This window comes from Ruegeria sp. BF8 (genome assembly GCF_056538625.1).
The window spans coordinates 160,530-176,637 of sequence record NZ_JBQFTL010000003.1; the positions used below are offsets into that span (position 1 = coordinate 160,530).

Sequence of the window (16,108 nt, forward strand, 5' to 3'; positions counted from 1 at the left end):
GCCATGACCAAGCTGATCGCCATCATCAACGTGATCGCGTGGGCGGGGTTCTGGGCCTTTGGGTACATCGCCCTGACCTCGAACGATTTGACCGCCAATCAGCTGACCGTGGCCGCGCTTTTGGCCTTTGCCGGGCTGGTGATGGGTGTTCTGGCCTACATGAAACTGGTGCGCGCCTCGGAGGCGAGCGGATATGCCAAACGGTCCAACCAACTGGACGCCGAAGCCCGCAACCGGGCGCAGGAACAATGGGGAAAGTAAGACATGTTCTATCGTGAGGCCGGAGACTTCAAGACCTCCTACAGGGACGACAACCAGACTTTCCCGATCAAGTTCGACCGGTATCGGTACTATGTGGTGCTGGCGGTGGCGTTCGGGATCATCCCGTTCATCATCAACGACTATTGGGCCAACGCGCTGCTGCTGCCCTTCCTGATCTATGCGATCGCGGCGATCGGGCTGAACATCCTTGTGGGCTATTGCGGGCAGGTTTCCTTGGGCACCGGGGGATTCATGGCCGTGGGCGCCTATGCCTGCTACAAGCTGATGACCGCCTTTCCCGACGTGTCGATGTTCATCCATGTGATCCTGGCCGGCGGCATCACCGCCATCGTGGGCGTGCTGTTCGGCCTGCCCAGCCTGCGGATCAAGGGGTTCTACCTGGCGGTGGCGACGCTGGCGGCGCAGTTCTTCCTGGTGTGGCTGTTCAACCGGGTGCCGTGGTTCTACAACTATTCGGCCTCGGGGCAGATCAACGCGCCCGAGCGTGACGTGTTCGGCATCATCATCACAGGCCCCAACGCGCCGGCCTGGGCGACCTATCTGTTCTGCCTGATCTTCCTGACCGCCTGCGCGATCATCGCCCGCAACCTGACCCGCGGCACCACCGGGCGCACCTGGATGGCGATCCGCGACATGGATATCGCAGCGGAAATCATCGGTGTGAACCCGCTGCGCGCCAAGCTCAGCGCCTTTGCCGTCAGCTCGTTCTTCGTGGGCGTGTCGGGCGCGCTGTTCTTCGCCATCTACCTGGGCGCGGTCGAGGTGGGCGAGGCCTTCGGCATCCAGAAATCCTTCCTGGTGCTGTTCATGGTCATCATCGGCGGGCTGGGCTCGATCTTCGGATCCTTTGCCGGCGCGGCCTTCCTGGTCCTGCTGCCGGTGGTGCTCAAGGTCGTGGGCGCGGACATGCTGGGCTGGCCCACCGACATCGTCGCGCATCTGCAGCTGGTGATCGTGGGCGGGCTGATCATCCTGTTCCTGATCCTCGAACCGCACGGTCTGGCGCAGCTGTGGCGCGTCGCCAAGGAGAAACTGAGACTCTGGCCTTTCCCGCACTAGGGACCGGCCCAATCAAGAAAGGGGCGCAAAGCCCGAACCAACATCGGACAAACCAAGGGAGGAGACACCCGATGAACAAGAAACTGGCAACAATGGCGCTGGGTGCGCTGATGGCCGCAGGTCCGGCAATGGCCGATCTCGTGTTCCCGTCGCTCAGCTACCGCACCGGGCCTTACGCCGCGGGCGGCATCCCCTTCGCGGATGGCTACGCGGACTATTTCACTCTGCTCAACGAGCGGGACGGCGGCATCGGTGGTGTTCCGGCCAAGGTCATCGAGTGCGAAACCGGCTACAACACCGAGAAGGGTGTGGAATGCTATGAATCGACCAAAGGCGAAGGTGCGCTGGTGTATCAGCCGCTGTCGACCGGCATCACCTATCAGCTGATCCCGAAAACCACCGCTGACGACATCCCGATGCACACCATGGGATATGGCCGCACCTCGGCCAAGAACGGCAAGGTGTTCAGCCACACGTTCAACTACCCGGCCAACTACTGGGACGGTGCCTCGGGTGCGATCAACTATCTGCTCGAGGAAAACGGCGGTGATCTGAGCGGCAAGAAGATCGCGCTGGTCTATCACAACTCGGCCTATGGCAAGGAGCCGATCCGCACGCTGGAAGAGCTGTCCAAGAAGCATGGCTTCGAGCTGGTGGCCCTGCCGGTTGATCACCCTGGCCAGGAGCAGAAATCGCAGTGGCTGCAGATCCGCCGCGATCGTCCCGATTATGTCCTGATGTGGGGCTGGGGCGTGATGAACCAGGTGGCCATCCAGGAAGCCGCGAACATCCGGTTCCCGATGGAGAACTTCATCGGTATCTGGTGGTCGGGCGCTGAACATGACGTGATGCCCGCCGGTGCGGCCGCGAATGGCTACAAGGCGCTGACCTTCCACAACGTCGGCTCGGACTATCCGCTGTATGACGACCTGCAGAAATACGTCATCGACGCGGGCAAGGCCGCCGGCGCCGGCGATCAGGTCGGTACGGTCCTGTACAACCGTGGTCTCTATGCTGCGATGCTGGCCGCCGAAGCCGCCAAGAAGGCACAGGAAATCTCGGGCAAGGCTGACATCACCTCGGGCGACATGCGCGACGGTATGGAAGCACTTGAGATGACCGAAGCGAAGATGGCCGAACTGGGCCTGCCGAACTTTGGTCCGACCTTCTCGGTCAGCTGTGAAAACCACGGCGGGGATGCCCTTGTGGGTGTGACCCAGTGGGATGCAGACAGCAAGACCTGGACTCTGATTTCGGAGTTCAAGGCTACCGATACGGACGTGATCGGCCCGCTGATCGAGGAAGACTCGAGCGCATACGCGGCTGAAAACAACATCGAACCGGGCTGCAACTAAGCGGCACGAACACCGGGACGGCGGCTGACCGCCGTCCCGAACCGGACAAGCCCCGAACGGGGCAGGCATGAGGACACGCGCTGATGCTGGATGCGGCACAAACCACTGACGTGCAGGCGGAAACCCTGCTTGAGGTCAACAATATCGAGGTGATCTACAACCATGTGATCCTCGTGCTGAAAGGCGTCAGCCTGACCGTGCCCAAGGGCGGGATCACCGCGCTGCTGGGCGGCAACGGGGCCGGCAAGACGACGACGCTCAAGGCGGTGTCGAACCTGCTGCATTCCGAACGCGGCGAGGTCACCAAGGGCTCGATCAAGTATCGCGGCCAGAACGTGCACGAGAGCGATCCGGCCGATCTGGTGCAGAAGGGCGTCATCCAGGTGATGGAAGGCCGCCACTGTTTCGAACATCTGACCGTCGAGGAAAACCTGCTGACCGGGGCCTATACCCGCAAGGACGGCAAGGCCGCCATCCAGCAGGACCTCGAACTGGTCTACAACTATTTCCCCCGCTTGAAAGAGCGGCGTCGGTCACAGGCGGGCTATACCTCGGGTGGGGAGCAGCAGATGGTCGCCATGGGCCGCGCGCTGATGAGCCGCCCCGAGACGATCCTGCTGGACGAGCCCTCGATGGGCCTTGCGCCGCAGCTGGTCGAGGAGATCTTCACCATCGTGAAGGACCTGAACGAACAGGAAGGCGTGTCCTTCCTGCTGGCCGAGCAGAACACCAACGTGGCGCTGCGCTTTGCCCATTACGGATATATCCTGGAATCGGGGCGCGTGGTGATGGACGGCCCTGCCGCCGAACTACGCGAGAACCCGGACGTCAAGGAATTCTACCTCGGCATGTCCGACGAAGGCCGCAAGAGCTTCCGCGACGTGCGGTCATATCGTCGCCGCAAAAGGTGGCTGTGAGCGGATGGAGGATCTGGCGATGACATTCTACGACGCTCTGGAAACCCGTTCGGCCGATCAGCGCGCCGCCGAGCAATCGGCCGGTCTGCGCGAACAGCTGGCGCGGGCGAAATCCGCGCCCGGTTTCGCGGCCCATTTCGCCGATGTCGATCTGGACGCGATCCAGACCATCGCGGATCTGCCCAAGCTGCCGGTTCTGCGCAAGTCCGACCTGACCAAAGCGCAGGGTCAGCACCCGCCCTTTGGCGGCTTTACGGTCAAACCCGCGCATGGCTTTGCCCATGTGTTCCAGTCACCCGGGCCGATCTATGAACCCGGCGGAGTCGATCACGACTGGTGGCGCATGGGCCGGTTCCTGCATGCGGCGGGTGTGGGTCGGGGCGATATCGTGCAGAACTGCTTTGGTTATCACCTCACACCGGCGGGCATGATCTTTGAAAACGGTGCGCGTGCCGTGGGTGCCGCCGTGCTGCCCGCTGGCACCGGCCAGACCGAGTTGCAGGTGACCGCCGCGCGCGACGTGGGCTGCACCGCCTATGCCGGCACGCCCGATTACCTGAAGGTGATCCTGGACAAGGCCGACGAGATGGGCGTCGCTCTGAACTTCTCGAAGGCGGTCGTCGGCGGCGGGGCATTGTTCCCCAGCCTGCGCCAGGCCTATGCCGATCGCGGCATTTCCTGCCTGCAATGCTATGCCACGGCCGATCTGGGCAACATCGCCTATGAAAGCGCCGCAATGGAGGGCATGATCATCGACGAGCATGTCATCGTGGAAATCGTTACCCCCGGCACCGGAACACCGGTGGCGGAAGGCGAGGTCGGCGAGGTCGTGGTGACCTCCCTCAACCCCGACTATCCGCTGATCCGCTTTGCCACCGGTGATCTTTCTGCAGTGCTGCCCGGGCAGTCGCCCTGCGGCCGCACCAACCTGCGCATCAAGGGCTGGATGGGGCGCGCCGACCAGACCACCAAGATCAAGGGCATGTTCGTGCGCCCCGAACAGGTGGCCGCGCTGGTCGCCAAGCATGACGAGATCGTCAAGGCCCGCGTCATCGCTGCCCGGCAGGGCGAGATGGACACGATGACCGTGCAGATCGAAAGCCCCGGCGGCGATGATGGCACCTATGCCAAGTCTGTGGTCGAGGTGCTCAAGCTGAAGGGCACGGTTCAGGTGGTGCCGCCCGGTTCGCTGCCCAAGGACGGGCTGGTGATCGAGGATCAGCGCGTCTACGACTGATGCGGCCCGGGGTTCTGCGGCCAAATGCGCCGCAGAAACCTGTGCCTGCCCACTGGCGTTTCCGAGTTTTTTGGTCGATTAAAGGGGAACCGCAACCTTTGCCGACCCGAGGCCATGGCCCAGATCGAATTCTCAGAACATGGATCGCGCAACCGCGGGGCTTTGGGTACCCGGTTCGTCGGGGCCTTGGCCTATCTGGTGGCGGCGGCCTGCCTGTTACCGATGGTCGCCGTGGTGCTGGCGGCCGTCACCGGCGGCACTGACACGATCCGGCATCTGCTGGACACGGTCCTGCCCGGCTATGCGGCCACCACGCTGATCCTGGTCTCATTGGTTTCGGTGGGAACATTCGCCATCGGGGTCGGAGCCGCGTGGCTGGTCACCATGACCCGTTTTCCCGGCGTACGCCTGTTCGAGGTGGCATTGGTGCTGCCGCTGGCCTTTCCAGCCTATGTGCTGGCCTATGCCTATACCTTCATCCTCGATCATCCCGGCATCGTTCAGACCACGCTGCGCCAAGTGACCGGCTGGGGCCCGCGCGACTATTGGTTCCCCGAGATCCGCTCGACCGAGGGCGCGGCGGTGATGCTGATCCTGGTGCTGTACCCCTATGTCTATCTGTTGGCGCGCGCGGCCTTTCTGCAGCAAAGCGCCACCGCCTTTCTGGCGGCGCGGGCGCTGGGCAGCAGCCCATGGTCAGCCTTTTGGCGGGTCTCGCTGCCAATGGCGCGGCCCGCGATTGCCGGCGGCGTGCTGCTGGCGGTGATGGAGACCATCGCTGATTTCGGTACGGTCGCCTATTTCGGGGTTCAGACCTTTGCCACCGGCATCTACACCAGCTGGTTTTCCATGGCCGATCGCGCCGCGGCGGCGCAACTGGCGCTGTGCCTTCTGGCCTTTGCGCTGGTCATGGCCGTGACCGAGCGCACCCAGCGTGGCAAGGCCAAATACTACCAACCCGGCAAACGCCACGCGGCATTGCCCGCTGCACAGCTGAGCGGCTGGCAGGCCGTGGCGGCATGGGTTTTGTGCGCCATTCCGGTTTTGTTCGGCTTTCTGCTTCCGGTGATCGTGCTGACGCAGATGGGATTGGAGTCCGAGCAGAACCTGCTTTCGGCCCGCTATCTCGGGTTCATTCGGAACTCTCTGACGCTGGCAGGAACAGCAGCGGTGATCACCGTCTGCGCCGCGGTCTGCGTCGGTTTCTTCCAACGGCTGAGACCCGGGCGCGGTTCGGCCATGGCGGCTTATGTGGCGCGGTTGGGCTATGCCGTGCCGGGCGGCGTGATCGCGGTGGGGTTGATCGTGCCCTTTGCCGGGTTCGACAACGCGCTGGATGCCTGGATGCGGCAGACCTTCGGCGTGTCGACCGGGTTGCTGGTCACGGGCTCGATCTGGCTGTTGGTGGCGGCCTACATGGTGCGTTTTTTGGCCGCCGCGCTGAGTGCCTATGAAAGTGGGCAGAGCACGGTGCATGCCAACATGGATGCCGCTGCCCGCTCGCTGGGGCAGACGCCATTGGGCACGTTGCGGCGGGTGCATCTGCCGATCCTCACGCCCTCGCTGCTGACGGCGCTGCTGATCGTGTTCGTGGACGTGATGAAGGAACTGCCGGCCACGCTGATCATGCGGCCCTTCAACTTTGACACGCTCGCGGTTCAGGCTTATCGGCTGGCCTCGGACGAACGGTTGGAGGGCGCGGCCGTTCCGTCGCTGGTGATCCTGGCCGTGGGGCTGCTGCCGGTCATCCTGATCTGCCGCCAGGTCGGGCGCCGTCCCTGACGGGCGGTTCAAAAATACCACACCATGTCGTGACAGGCTTGATCTGATCGCATTTTCCGGCAAGGCTGAAGACATGAACATGCAGCCTCCCAGCCGGAACCCTGCAAGTCCGGTCCAGATGCCGGTGGCCTTCAACCGGCAAGAGATGTCACAGATTCTCTCCGTCTATGGACGGATGGTCGCCGCCGGAGAATGGCGTGACTACGGAATATCAAATCTGCGCGACGTTGCCATATTCTCGATCTTCCGGCGTACCGCCGAGCACCCGATCTATCGTGTTGAAAAACACCCCCGGCTGCGTTCAAAGCAGGGGATGTATTCGGTGATGGGTATGGACGGGCGCATCCTGAAACGCGGGCACGACCTGCGCGCCGTCCTGCGGGTGCTGGAGCGCAAGCTGATCCGCTCGGTCGACCCGGATTAGAGCCGCTTGTGCGCCGTGACTGGCCCGTCGCCTTGGGCTTCGATCCGGGCAATGGCCTGATCCATCGGTTCAAATACCACCGCCATGTGATGGGCATTGGCATGCAGCAGCATGTTGTCGCCGGACACCCAGGCCACATGGCCTTTCCAGAACAACAGATCGCCACGCTGTGCCGGGGTGCCATCGGGCAGTGCCGTGCCAAGCTCCCGCTCTTGGTCGCCGCTGTCGCCGGGGCAGGCAACGCCACAGGCCAGCAGCCCGGCCTGAATCAGGCCTGAGCAATCCAGCCCCCACCGGCTGTTGCCGCCCCACAGGTAGGGGGTGCCCAGAAACAGTTCGGCCACCGCGACGGGGTCGTTCAGCAGGGTTCCGACCGATTTGACATGCACTGCGGGGATGAACCCAAGCTCGGTCTCGACAAAGCGGTCCTGCTGCGACAGCACCACGATCCGGCTGCCAAAGCTCAGGCTGACCCGGTCGGGGCTTTTGATGTCGGGTTCCGAATAGGCATGGGTCGCCGGGGCCCAGATCCAATGCGTGGCCGGGGCGTCAGGGCCCAACTGGTCTGCGCGCAGCCAGCCTTGATACCCATCCTTGTCGGAAACCACCCGGCACCAGCCGCCGGACTGTTCGGTGACGTCAAGGCCGTCGCCATACAGCAGCTGACGGTCGCGCGGGCCCTTGGGGTTGCGCAGCAGGTCCGCGACGGGGCGGATGACGCGCGCGCGGTTCACAGGCCCAGCATCCCGGGCAGGGCGGTCAGCAGGGCGCGCGGCCCTTGTCCCAACCCGCCTTTGCTGCGGCCGGGCTCTTTGGCCTTTTGCCAGGAGTAGATGTCGAAATGCATGTACCGGCTGTTTTCCACGAACCGCCGCAGGAACAACGCCGCGGTGATCGACCCCGCGAACCCGCCCGCCGGCGCGTTGTCGAGATCGGCGATGCCCGGCTCGATCAACGTCTCATAGGGCGTGTGGAATGGCATCCGCCAGACCGGGTCAGCCGCCTGAACGGCGGCCTGCGCCAACGCCTGCGCGGCGGCATCGTCATCGGTGTAGAACGGGGCCAGATCCGCCCCCACCGCCACCCGCGCCGCGCCGGTCAGCGTCGCCATCGAGACCACCAGATCCGGCGCACCCTCATCCGCCAGCGCCAGCGCGTCGGCCAGAACCAGCCGCCCCTCGGCATCGGTGTTGTTGATCTCGACCGTCAGGCCCTTGCGTGAGGTCAGGATGTCGCCCGGCCGGAACGCGTTGCCCGCCACCGCGTTTTCCACCGCCGGGATCAGCACGCGCAACTGCAGCGGCAGATCCAGCGCCATGATCATGCGCGCCAGTCCCAGCACGTTCGCCGCGCCGCCCATGTCCTTTTTCATCAACCCCATCGAGGCACCGGGCTTCAGGTTCAGTCCGCCGGTGTCAAAGCAGACGCCCTTGCCGACCAAGGTCAGCTTCGGACCGCTTGTGCCCCAGGTCATCTCGATCAGGCGCGGAGCCTGTTCGGCGGCCCGACCCACCGCGTGGATCATGGGAAAGTTCTGTTCCAGCAAGCTGTCGCCAATGGTGACGGCACAACGAGCCCCGTACTCCTGTGCCAGCGTTTCAACGGCGTCTTGCAGGGCCTGAGGTCCCATGTCGGCCGTCGGAGTGTTGACCAGGTCACGGGTGAGAGCTTCGGCATTGGCCATGATCTCAATCCGCGGAGCATTCACACCGTCCGGGGCGACCAATCGGGCCTTCGCGCCGGACTGTTCGGCATATCGGTCGAAACTGTACCCGGTCAGCAACCAGCCCAAGGCTTCGATTTCGGCTCTGTCTGCCGGCAAACCGGACGCAATCCGGTAAGTGCCTTCGGGCAGAACCTCGGCGGCGGCGGCAAGCGGAAAGCGTACCCGAGCGCGCCGGGTATCTGTTCCATAGCCTGCCAGCGCGAATTGCGGCGCACCCGTCGGTCCGGGAACCAGCAGAACCTGCCCGATTGCGCCGGTGAACCCGTTCGCGACCACCCAGGCCTGTGTCTCATCGGGCTGAGACTTCAGCCAGGGCTCGAGCCCGTCCTGCGCAAGAACATGCAGATCAATGGCAGGAGCATCGGAAGGTGCAAAAGACAGGGACATGGGCGCCTCGGACTGTTCTGGTGCCGCCTACACTAGCCGCCTGTTGTTCGCCCGCAACCCGTCATATCGAAAGATCCTGTTGATCCCATACTGCGGTCAGCGACCGTTCGCCCACCCGGATCAGTCGGCTGAGCGTGGCTCCGGTCGCCACCGCATCGCCGGCATCTACCGTCCGGGCCACGTCGCCGGCGACCCGGGCCAGCGCCGTCATGCCGACCTGTTCGGATATCGCGACCAGAGACTTGGCGCATTTGCGCAGCCCCGCCCAGTCACGTTGACGCCAGAGCCGTTCACAATTCGACAGGCGTACTGCCAGCTCCTCGACCGTTCGGCACAGAACGTCGACCGCGTTCGTGTCACCCAATTGCCGATACAGCCCGTTCAGCCGGTCCGGATCCAGCCGCACGGACTCCTTCTGTTCAAGCGTGACGATCTTGTCCACCTCATTCACCCCAATCTTTCTGCCCCCACGGCATCTGCGAACCTGTCACAAAAGACCTTTGCAATTCCTTTCGGCCAATCGGGATAATGTCTCGAATTTTGTTCGAACTTGCGTTAGATCGGCGGTCGAACTGCAAATTTGGGAAAACGCGATGCACCACGCCAAACCTCTGCCGAGCTATCTGGTCAAACGGTACCACGGTTGGAAAGCCACGTCCTATTCCGAAAACCAGGCCTGGTACCGCCGGCTGGCGACCGAGGGGCAGCGTCCGCGTGCGATGGTGATTTCCTGCTGTGACAGCCGGGTCCATGTCACCTCGATTTTCGGGGCCGACCAGGGCGAGTTTTTTATCCACCGCAATATTGCCAACCTGGTGCCGCCCTACGAACCGGATGGCGAGCGCCACGGCACCAGTGCAACCATCGAATATGCGGTGACGGCATTGAAAGTGGCGCATCTGATCGTACTGGGACATTCGCAATGCGGTGGGGTGCAGGGCTGTATCGACATGTGCAAGGGCGAAGCGCCGCAACTGGAAGCCAAAGAGAGCTTTGTCGGACGCTGGATGGACATCCTCAAACCGAAATTCGATCTGGTCTCCGATGTCGAGGACCCCGCCGAACAAGCGCGCCAGTTCGAGCGTCAGGCGGTTGTCGCGTCGCTCGAAAACCTGATGACCTTCCCGTTCGTGGCCGAGGCCGTACAGAACGACTCGATATCGCTGCACGGCTTGTGGACCGACATCGGCGAAGGCGGTCTGGAGTATTATGATCCGTCAGGAAAAAAATTCCTGCCGGTTTAGTCTTTAAATCGGAGAAACGCACCCTAATTGAACGATAGTTCAATTAGGGTGCGGTGACTGTATGGAAAACCTGTTGTCTTTGGCGGCCGACAATCTGGTCTCGCCGATCATTCTCAGTTTTGTGCTTGGTCTGACAGCCGCATTGGCCCGATCTGACCTGACTATTCCCGAGGCCATCGCCAAGGCGATGTCGATCTATCTGCTGTTTGCGATCGGCTTCAAGGGTGGTGTCAGTGTTGCCGCACACGGGATCGACGCCACGCTTGGCTTGTCCCTCATTGCAGGTGTCATTCTGTCCGCATTGCTGCCCCTGGTGGCGTTCGGCCTGTTGCGCGTGCTGACCAACCTTGACCATGTCAACGCAGGCGCGGTTGCAGCGCATTACGGCTCAATCTCGATCGTCACATTCGTGGCCGGTACGTCGGTTCTGGAAAGTCAGGGCCTGATGTACGAGGGCTACATGGTGGCCGTTGCGGCGGCGATGGAAGCGCCGGCGATCCTGTCCGCTCTGTGGCTGATCTCCCGCGGCGGCGGAGCCCGCCGGATGGACTCGGATCTCTGGCGCGAGATTGCCCTCAATGGTTCGATCGTTCTGCTGGTCGGGTCGTTTGCAATCGGCTGGATCACGGGCGAGGACGGTCTGGCCGAGATCAGCAGCTTCGTGGTCGCACCGTTCAAGGGGGTTCTGTGCCTGTTCCTGCTGGACATGGGTATCGTCGCCGGGCGCGGATTGCGTGCCGGGCGCGGGCTGATCACGATGGGTCTGCTTGGCTTCGGCGTGCTGATGCCCCTGATCGGGGCCGGTGCCGGGTTGGTGGCCGCGCTCCTGTTGGGTCTGTCCACCGGCGGAGCGGTGTTGCTGATGGTGTTGGGCGCCTCCGCCTCGTACATCGCGGTTCCGGCGGCGATGCGCGTGGCCGTGCCCGAGGCGAACCCGTCCATCTATCTGACCCTGTCTTTGGGCGTCACGTTCCCATTCAACCTGGCGCTGGGCCTGCCGATCTACGTCTCGGTCGCCCGGGCCGTTACCGGAGGATAAGACGATGCAGACACATGATGCCAAACGGGTCGAGATCACCATCGAAGCCATCGTGAAATCCCGTCTGACGGATGCTCTGGTCGATCAAGGTGTGACCGGGTTCACGATCCTGCCGGTGCTCGGCGGATCGGGACGATCGGGTGAATGGAGCCGTTCTGGCCAGGTCAGCCGCGCCAGCGGGATGGTTCAGGTCATCTGCATCATTCGCCCCGACCGCTTGGACGGGCTGCTGAGCGCGATCCTTCCCGTACTTGATCGCCATATCGGGGTTGTAAGCGTCACCGATTGCCAGGTTCTGCGGGCCGAGCGTTTCTGACCCGGAGATCTTGGGATCGGATGCGCGCCTAACTACCGGATTCATGGCGTGGACCCATGCACGATGTGCGGAGCGAACAGGCAAACCCCTGTTCGCAAAACCACACATTTTCCTTCAGAGCGGGCTGACTGACAAACATCGTTGATGGCAACCCGGACGGGCGCTAGCATTTCAGCCAGCATCTTGAGGTTGGCCGTATTGAGCATCGCCTACAGAAGGGAAATTGACGGCCTTCGGGCAATTGCCGTGTTGCCAGTGGTCTTCTACCACGCCGGATTGTCATGGCTGTCCGGTGGGTTTCTGGGTGTTGATGTCTTCTTCGTCATCAGCGGCTACTTGATCACGTCGCTTCTGATCGGGGATATTCAACGCGGACGGTTGTCCATCGTTGATTTCTACGAAAGGCGAGCCAGGCGGATTCTTCCGGCCCTTTTTGTGGTTCTGGCCGGGACGACCTGCCTGGCGTGGATCTGGATGCTGCCGGCCGATCTCAGGGTCTATTCGCGAAGCCTGTCATCCGTCGCGGTTTTCCTGTCGAACGTCTTCTTCTTCCGGAACAAGGACTATTTCGCGGATGAATTCGACATGCATCCGCTCCTCCACACCTGGAGCCTTGCGGTGGAAGAACAGTTCTACCTGCTGTTTCCGCTACTGCTGCTGTTTCTGTTTCGAAGAGGGACCCGGACCTGCATCATTGGCCTAACGGTGTTGCTTTTGGCTAGTCTGTTGCTGGCGCAGTGGACATCGGAAAACGAACCGAGGGCAGGGTTCTACCTCATCTATACCCGCGCGTGGGAGCTTTTGGCCGGCGCGATATGCGCCTTCGTTCCGCGGCAGGACAAGGGGCGTTTCTCGACTGTGCTGCCCCTGCTGGGCATGGCCGGGCTGCTGGTGTCTTACGTGATGTTCGACCGGTACACGCCGCACCCGTCAATCCTTACGGCCGTGCCCGTTCTGGGAACCGTTCTGGTCATCCTTTTCGCCAGCCAACGGGACCCGGTGGGGGCGCTGTTGTCGTCTCGGATAATGGTCTGGATCGGCCTGATCAGCTACAGCCTTTATCTGTGGCACTACCCTTTGTTGGTCTTTGCCAAGATCCGGAGTGTTCCGGCCTCAACGCCGCTGACCATCGCCAGCCTTGTTGTGCTGGCCTTTGTGCTCTCCGCCTTGACATGGCGCTTCGTCGAGCAACCCTTTCGCCGTCGCAGGGAAGGTCTGTTCAGCCGCCGGGGGATCTTCATCGGAAGCGCCGCGATATCGGCTTTGGTGTTCTCGGTCGGGGTGTTGATCTTCGCAACCGATGGCGCGCCCGATCGCAAGGCGCTGCGCGATCTCGATCTGCCAAGGCTGACCGAAAGCCTGGCTCCGAACCGCGGTTTGAGCAATGAATGCAACGGTCGGATGCCGGTGCCGGACAGCTGTGCGACTTCCGAGTCTCCCAAGGTTGCGGTTTGGGGGGACAGTTTCGCCATGCATCTGGTGGTCGGCCTGACCGCGGCCTATCCCGAGCTTGGGGTCGTCCAGCTGACCAAGTCGCTCTGCGCGCCGATCGCCGGTATCGCCTTTGCCGATCGCGGCCGGACCGGAGAATCCCCGCAAGCCTGTCTGGATTTCAGCGACCAGGTGCTGGATTATGTCACTTCGACCGACAGCATTGACTATGTCATCGTCTCATCGCCGTTCTACTACCTGTTCGAGCCCGGCGGACTCGCCGCCGTTGACGGTGCAATGGACCCCGAAGGCCCGCAGAGCACGGTTCTGCGGAACTTGGAAAAAACGCTCGAACGGCTTGTGTCGGCCGGTAAAACCCCGATCGTTGTGTCTCCGCCCCCCTCGAATGGCCAAAACCTGGGCTATTGCGCGGTGAATGCAGAACTCCGAGGCGCTGACCCGGATCTGTGCGACTATTCGTTCGCGGACATACAGCCGGAGCTTCTTGAGGTTGCTGAGATGCTGCACCAGCTCGAGGGCCGCCACAAAGTCGTCTGGCTGGATCGGATACTCTGCGATGCTGACGGCATGTGCCGCGCCAGCGACGGCACGACGGCATACTATCGGGATGGTCGCCATCTCTCGAAAGAAGGTTCGCGCGAACTTGGGTGCCGCACCGGTGGATGGTTCCTGTTCGGGGACGAACCTAATGGGCCAGCCGACACTGGCGCTGTGGGTCCTGCTAATGACCGTCCCTGCAGCCAGTTTCAACAGAACGCCGACCTGGCCCAGAGCGCGCCGACCGGGGAGTGAGTCCTCAGCCCTGCATTGGTCTGCCGCCCGCGCGCCGCGGTACTGCAGCGCGTGGCACGGGTTACGTCATCAGGTAATTTTATTCGAATATCCAATTCCGTGATAGGCTGCCGTCGTTTCCGGAACCAACCGAATGGAAATGCCACACCTGGGAGTGATTTTATGACCAAGTCTTTCGCAATCGTTTCACAACGTCCCTTGTGGACATTGGCCTGTCTGGCCGCGCTGACCGCCACATCCGTGTCCGCGCAGGAATTCCAGACCGAGCAGGACAGCACGGACGTCGTATTGGCGCCTGATGATTTCTCTCCCTATGCGGGGCGGAATTTTCCCCAACGGCCGCTGTGGGGAGACTCGCATCTGCATACTTCGGTTTCGGTTGACGCCGGCACGATGACCCGGCTGACCCAGGAACAGGCGTTTCGCTTTGCCCGCGGCGAAGAGGTCACGACAACCCACGGCCTTCGGGCCAAGCTGTCCCGTCCGCTCGATTGGCTGGTCGTCTCGGACCATGCCGAGATGTATGGGCTGATGCCGCAACTGCTGGCCGGAGACGCCGAGGTTCTGGCGACACCCCAGGGCAAGGCCTGGTACGAGGCGCTGACGGCGGGTGACAGCCAGCTTGCGTTTGACACGGCAATGGAGATCGTCGCCTCGTTGTCGGATGACGTCCCGCCCATCGACAACCCGAAGGCCATCAAGCATGCGTGGGAGGCGTACACGGCCCTTGCCGACAGCTTCAACGAGCCGGGGGTCTTTTCAGCCATCATCGGCTATGAATACACCACCGAGGGCGCCAACAACCTGCACCGGAACGTGCTGTTCCGCGATGGGCGCGACCGGGCCAACCAGACCCGCCCGTTCTCGCAATATGACAGCAAGAACCCCGAGGACCTGTGGGCCTTTCTGGCCGAATACGAGGAACGGACAGGCGGCGAGGTCCTGGCCATCGCGCATAACGGCAACCTGTCGAACGGGCGGATGTTCTCTCTGAACGCCTATGATGGATCCGCACTGACCCAGGAGATCGCAAGCCTGCGCGCCCGGTTCGAGCCGCTGTACGAACCGACGCAGATCAAGGGCGACGGTGAGGCGCATCCGTTCCTCAGCCCCGATGACGAGTTCGCAGATTTCGACACATGGGACGCGGCCAATCTGAACGGAACCGAGTTGAAGCAACCAGAGATGCTGGCCGGTGAGTATGCACGAGAGGCGTTGAAGCGCGGGCTCAAGATCGAACAGGAGCTGGGTGTGAACCCGTTCAAGTTCGGGATGGTCGGCGCGACGGATTCGCATACCGGTATGGCAACGGCCCAGGAAGACAACTTTTTCGGCAAACATTCCGGGGTCGAGCCCGGCCCGAACCGTTGGGAACACCTGGTAATCGAAGCACCCGATCCAGAGCTGTCGATCTATGGCTGGAAACAGGCCGCTGGTGGACTGGGTGCGGTCTGGGCGACGGAAAACACCCGCGAGGCGATCTTTGACGCGATGCAACGTAGGGAGACCTACGCGACCACGGGGTCGCGTATGGGGGTTCGGTTTTTCGGCGGCTATGACTTCAACGATGAGGATGCCGCAAGCCGTGTTCCTGCGGATGCCGGCTACAAAAAAGGCGTACCGATGGGGGGCAACCTGCAGGCGTCTCCCGATGGGCGGGCTCCGAACTTTCTTGTTTTTGCATTGAAGGACCCGATTTCCGGCAACCTGGATCGCATTCAGATCGTCAAGGGCTGGGTCGATGCTGACGGGGCCTTGCAGGAGAAAGTCTACAACGTCGTCTGGGCCGGCGATCGCCAGCTGGACGAGAACGGCAAGCTGCCCGAAGTCGGCAACACCGTCGATGTCGAGAACGCCACGTGGACCAACACCATCGGAGCAAGTGAGTTGATCACCACGTGGCAGGATCCAGATTTCGATCCCAACCTGTCTGCGTTCTACTATGCCCGTGTGATTGAGATCCCGACCCCCCGCTGGACCGCCTACGAGGCCAAACGGTTCGGGATCGAGATGCCAGACTATGTTCCGATGATCACGACCGAACGGGCCTATACGTCGCCAATCTGGTACATCCCGGGATAAACGGTCGTTCCGTT

At 62.4% G+C, this 16,108-nt stretch carries 15 protein-coding genes; 12 read left to right on the forward strand and 3 right to left on the reverse strand.

Annotation, left to right across the window (positions count from 1 at the left end):
* The first annotated feature begins 3 nt into the window (after positions 1-3).
* The 7 genes from ACR0LD_RS11350 to ACR0LD_RS11380 all read left to right on the forward strand — a co-directional run bounded on the left by ACR0LD_RS11350 (position 4) and on the right by ACR0LD_RS11380 (position 7,056).
* A complete protein-coding gene (locus ACR0LD_RS11350) occupies positions 4-261 on the forward strand; it encodes a hypothetical protein (RefSeq protein WP_170340767.1) in 258 nt (85 codons plus the stop codon).
* A gap of 3 nt (positions 262-264) precedes the next feature.
* Positions 265-1,341, forward strand: a complete 1,077-nt coding sequence (locus tag ACR0LD_RS11355) for a branched-chain amino acid ABC transporter permease (RefSeq protein WP_005979938.1) — start codon at positions 265-267, stop codon at positions 1,339-1,341.
* 71 nt (positions 1,342-1,412) lie between these two features.
* A complete protein-coding gene (locus tag ACR0LD_RS11360) occupies positions 1,413-2,696 on the forward strand; it encodes an ABC transporter substrate-binding protein (RefSeq protein ID WP_170361184.1) in 1,284 nt (427 codons plus the stop codon).
* Between the two features lie 83 nt (positions 2,697-2,779).
* Positions 2,780-3,613 carry an ABC transporter ATP-binding protein gene (locus ACR0LD_RS11365; RefSeq protein ID WP_170342738.1) on the forward strand — a complete coding sequence of 278 codons (834 nt, stop codon included), beginning with the start codon at positions 2,780-2,782 and terminating at the stop codon, positions 3,611-3,613.
* A gap of 19 nt (positions 3,614-3,632) precedes the next feature.
* A complete protein-coding gene (locus tag ACR0LD_RS11370; RefSeq protein ID WP_170593206.1) occupies positions 3,633-4,850 on the forward strand; it encodes a phenylacetate--CoA ligase family protein in 1,218 nt (405 codons plus the stop codon).
* A gap of 114 nt (positions 4,851-4,964) precedes the next feature.
* A complete protein-coding gene (locus tag ACR0LD_RS11375; RefSeq protein WP_170391345.1) occupies positions 4,965-6,632 on the forward strand; it encodes an ABC transporter permease in 1,668 nt (555 codons plus the stop codon).
* 73 nt (positions 6,633-6,705) lie between these two features.
* Entirely contained in the window at positions 6,706-7,056 is a 351-nt protein-coding gene (locus ACR0LD_RS11380) for a DUF2794 domain-containing protein (protein WP_170342743.1), read from the forward strand.
* Here ACR0LD_RS11380 and ACR0LD_RS11385 read toward each other — a convergent pair.
* From ACR0LD_RS11385 to ACR0LD_RS11395, 3 genes are all read right to left on the reverse strand, one after another.
* Entirely contained in the window at positions 7,053-7,790 is a 738-nt protein-coding gene (locus ACR0LD_RS11385; protein ID WP_480637011.1) for a C40 family peptidase, read from the reverse strand. The genes ACR0LD_RS11380 and ACR0LD_RS11385 overlap by 4 nt on opposite strands.
* Complete coding sequence (locus tag ACR0LD_RS11390; protein ID WP_480637014.1) at positions 7,787-9,169, reverse strand: leucyl aminopeptidase family protein; 1,383 nt, start codon at positions 9,167-9,169, stop codon at positions 7,787-7,789. The genes ACR0LD_RS11385 and ACR0LD_RS11390 overlap by 4 nt, the downstream gene beginning before the upstream one ends.
* Positions 9,170-9,230: 61 nt before the next feature.
* Positions 9,231-9,620, reverse strand: a complete 390-nt coding sequence (locus ACR0LD_RS11395; protein ID WP_170340773.1) for a hypothetical protein — start codon at positions 9,618-9,620, stop codon at positions 9,231-9,233.
* A gap of 142 nt (positions 9,621-9,762) precedes the next feature.
* On the opposite strand from ACR0LD_RS11395, the gene ACR0LD_RS11400 reads away from it, so the two are divergent.
* The 5 genes from ACR0LD_RS11400 to ACR0LD_RS11420 all read left to right on the forward strand — a co-directional run bounded on the left by ACR0LD_RS11400 (position 9,763) and on the right by ACR0LD_RS11420 (position 16,094).
* Positions 9,763-10,413 (forward strand): carbonic anhydrase, encoded by a 651-nt coding sequence (locus ACR0LD_RS11400; RefSeq protein ID WP_170364443.1) that lies wholly within the window; start codon positions 9,763-9,765, stop codon positions 10,411-10,413.
* Between the two features lie 61 nt (positions 10,414-10,474).
* Entirely contained in the window at positions 10,475-11,452 is a 978-nt protein-coding gene (locus tag ACR0LD_RS11405) for a sodium-dependent bicarbonate transport family permease (protein WP_170364445.1), read from the forward strand.
* 4 nt (positions 11,453-11,456) lie between these two features.
* Positions 11,457-11,768: a P-II family nitrogen regulator gene (locus tag ACR0LD_RS11410; RefSeq protein WP_093963956.1), complete on the forward strand. Its 312-nt coding sequence runs from the start codon at positions 11,457-11,459 to the stop codon at positions 11,766-11,768.
* A gap of 198 nt (positions 11,769-11,966) precedes the next feature.
* The gene (locus ACR0LD_RS11415; RefSeq protein ID WP_480637017.1) at positions 11,967-14,012 is read left to right on the forward strand and encodes an acyltransferase family protein; all 2,046 of its coding nucleotides are present in this window, start codon (positions 11,967-11,969) and stop codon (positions 14,010-14,012) included.
* Positions 14,013-14,174: 162 nt separating this feature from the next.
* Positions 14,175-16,094, forward strand: a complete 1,920-nt coding sequence (locus ACR0LD_RS11420) for a DUF3604 domain-containing protein (protein WP_480637019.1) — start codon at positions 14,175-14,177, stop codon at positions 16,092-16,094.
* Positions 16,095-16,108: the final 14 nt, after the last annotated feature.